Annotated in this window: 2 tRNA genes and 2 rRNA genes; all 4 read right to left on the bottom strand. The window is 50.2% G+C overall.

The annotated features are described in order from the left end of the window. Positions 1–478, bottom strand: a 23S ribosomal RNA gene (locus MRBLMS1_RS09910); the annotation flags it as partial. 250 nt (positions 479–728) lie between these two features. Next, positions 729–804, bottom strand: a tRNA-Ala gene (locus MRBLMS1_RS09905). Positions 805–823: 19 nt separating this feature from the next. Further along, positions 824–900: transfer RNA gene (locus tag MRBLMS1_RS09900), tRNA-Ile, on the bottom strand. 100 nt (positions 901–1,000) lie between these two features. Further along, positions 1,001–1,657 (bottom strand): 16S ribosomal RNA (locus tag MRBLMS1_RS09895); the annotation flags it as partial.

Raw genomic sequence — 1,657 nt, 5'->3', positions numbered from 1 at the left:
CTTTTCGCCTTTCCCTCACGGTACTGGTTCACTATCGGTCGATTACGAGTATTTAGCCTTGGAGGATGGTCCCCCCATATTCAGACAGGATGTCACGTGTCCCGCCCTACTTGTCGTACGCTTAGTACCACCGGTCCGATTTCACATACGGGGCTATCACCCACTATGGCTCCTATTTCCAGAGGATTCTGTTATCGGTCCGACTATCACGTACAGGCTCTTCCCATTTCGCTCGCCGCTACTTTGGGAATCTCGGTTGATTTCTTTTCCTGCAGCTACTTAGATGTTTCAGTTCGCCGCGTTCGCCTTGCATACCTATGTATTCAGTATGCAATACCCTAAAAGGGTGGGTTGCCCCATTCGGAAATCTGCGGATCAAAGTGTGTTTGCTCACTCCCCGCAGCTTATCGCAAGCTACTACGTCCTTCATCGCCTGTAATCGCCAAGGCATCCACCATGTGCACTTATTCGCTTGTCCCTATAACGTTAGCCTCTGAAGACCGAAGTCATCAAAGAGCGCTACAGGGATAAGAAAGTACAACGTTGTTGCTTGTTTGTTGATACATACAATCATTACCCATCGATTTACCTTTTACGGCAAACCGATCAATAAATAATCTTTACTTCTTCCAGATTGTTAAAGAACGAAACAGCTTTGATCGCTAAAAGATCAAACCTAAACCACAGTCTTGTTGACCGGCTTACGTTTGCACTTTCGAGTAAAACTTTGGTGGAGGATGACGGGATCGAACCGACGACCCCCTGCTTGCAAAGCAGGTGCTCTCCCAGCTGAGCTAATCCCCCTGAGATATTACTAATTAGCTGGTAGGGCTGGTTGGACTCGAACCAACGACCCCCGCGTTATCAACACGGTGCTCTAACCAGCTGAGCTACAGCCCCAACGCGGTGCTACTACGACTACTGTTTCTTCTCTTACTAACAGCCGATAAGTGTGAACATTTGATGCGTGAACCATTTACATGATTCGTGCAAACTCTAGAAAGGAGGTGATCCAGCCGCACCTTCCGATACGGCTACCTTGTTACGACTTCACCCCAGTCACGAATCCTACCGTGGTAAGCGCCCTCCTTGCGGTTAAGCTACCTACTTCTGGTAAAACCCGCTCCCATGGTGTGACGGGCGGTGTGTACAAGACCCGGGAACGTATTCACCGCGACATGCTGATCCGCGATTACTAGCGATTCCAACTTCATGCAGTCGAGTTGCAGACTACAATCCGGACTACGATACACTTTCTGCGATTAGCTCCCCCTCGCGGGTTGGCGGCGCTCTGTATGTACCATTGTATGACGTGTGAAGCCCTACCCATAAGGGCCATGAGGACTTGACGTCATCCCCACCTTCCTCCGGTTTGTCACCGGCAGTCTCATTAGAGTGCCCTTTCGTAGCAACTAATGACAAGGGTTGCGCTCGTTGCGGGACTTAACCCAACATCTCACGACACGAGCTGACGACAGCCATGCAGCACCTGTGTACTGGTTCTCTTTCGAGCACTCCCCAATCTCTCGGGGATTCCAGCCATGTCAAGGGTAGGTAAGGTTTTTCGCGTTGCATCGAATTAATCCACATCATCCACCGCTTGTGCGGGTCCCCGTCAATTCCTTTGAGTTTTAATCTTGCGACCGTACTCCCCAGG

The sequence above is a fragment of the Massilia sp. LMS1-1-1.1 genome, assembly GCF_040815535.1.
In the GTDB taxonomy this organism is placed as follows: Bacteria; Pseudomonadota; Gammaproteobacteria; order Burkholderiales; family Burkholderiaceae_D; genus Janthinobacterium; species Janthinobacterium aestuarii.
The sequence above is the reverse complement of the archived record's forward strand: the minus strand, read 5'-3'. Positions and strand labels throughout refer to the sequence as shown.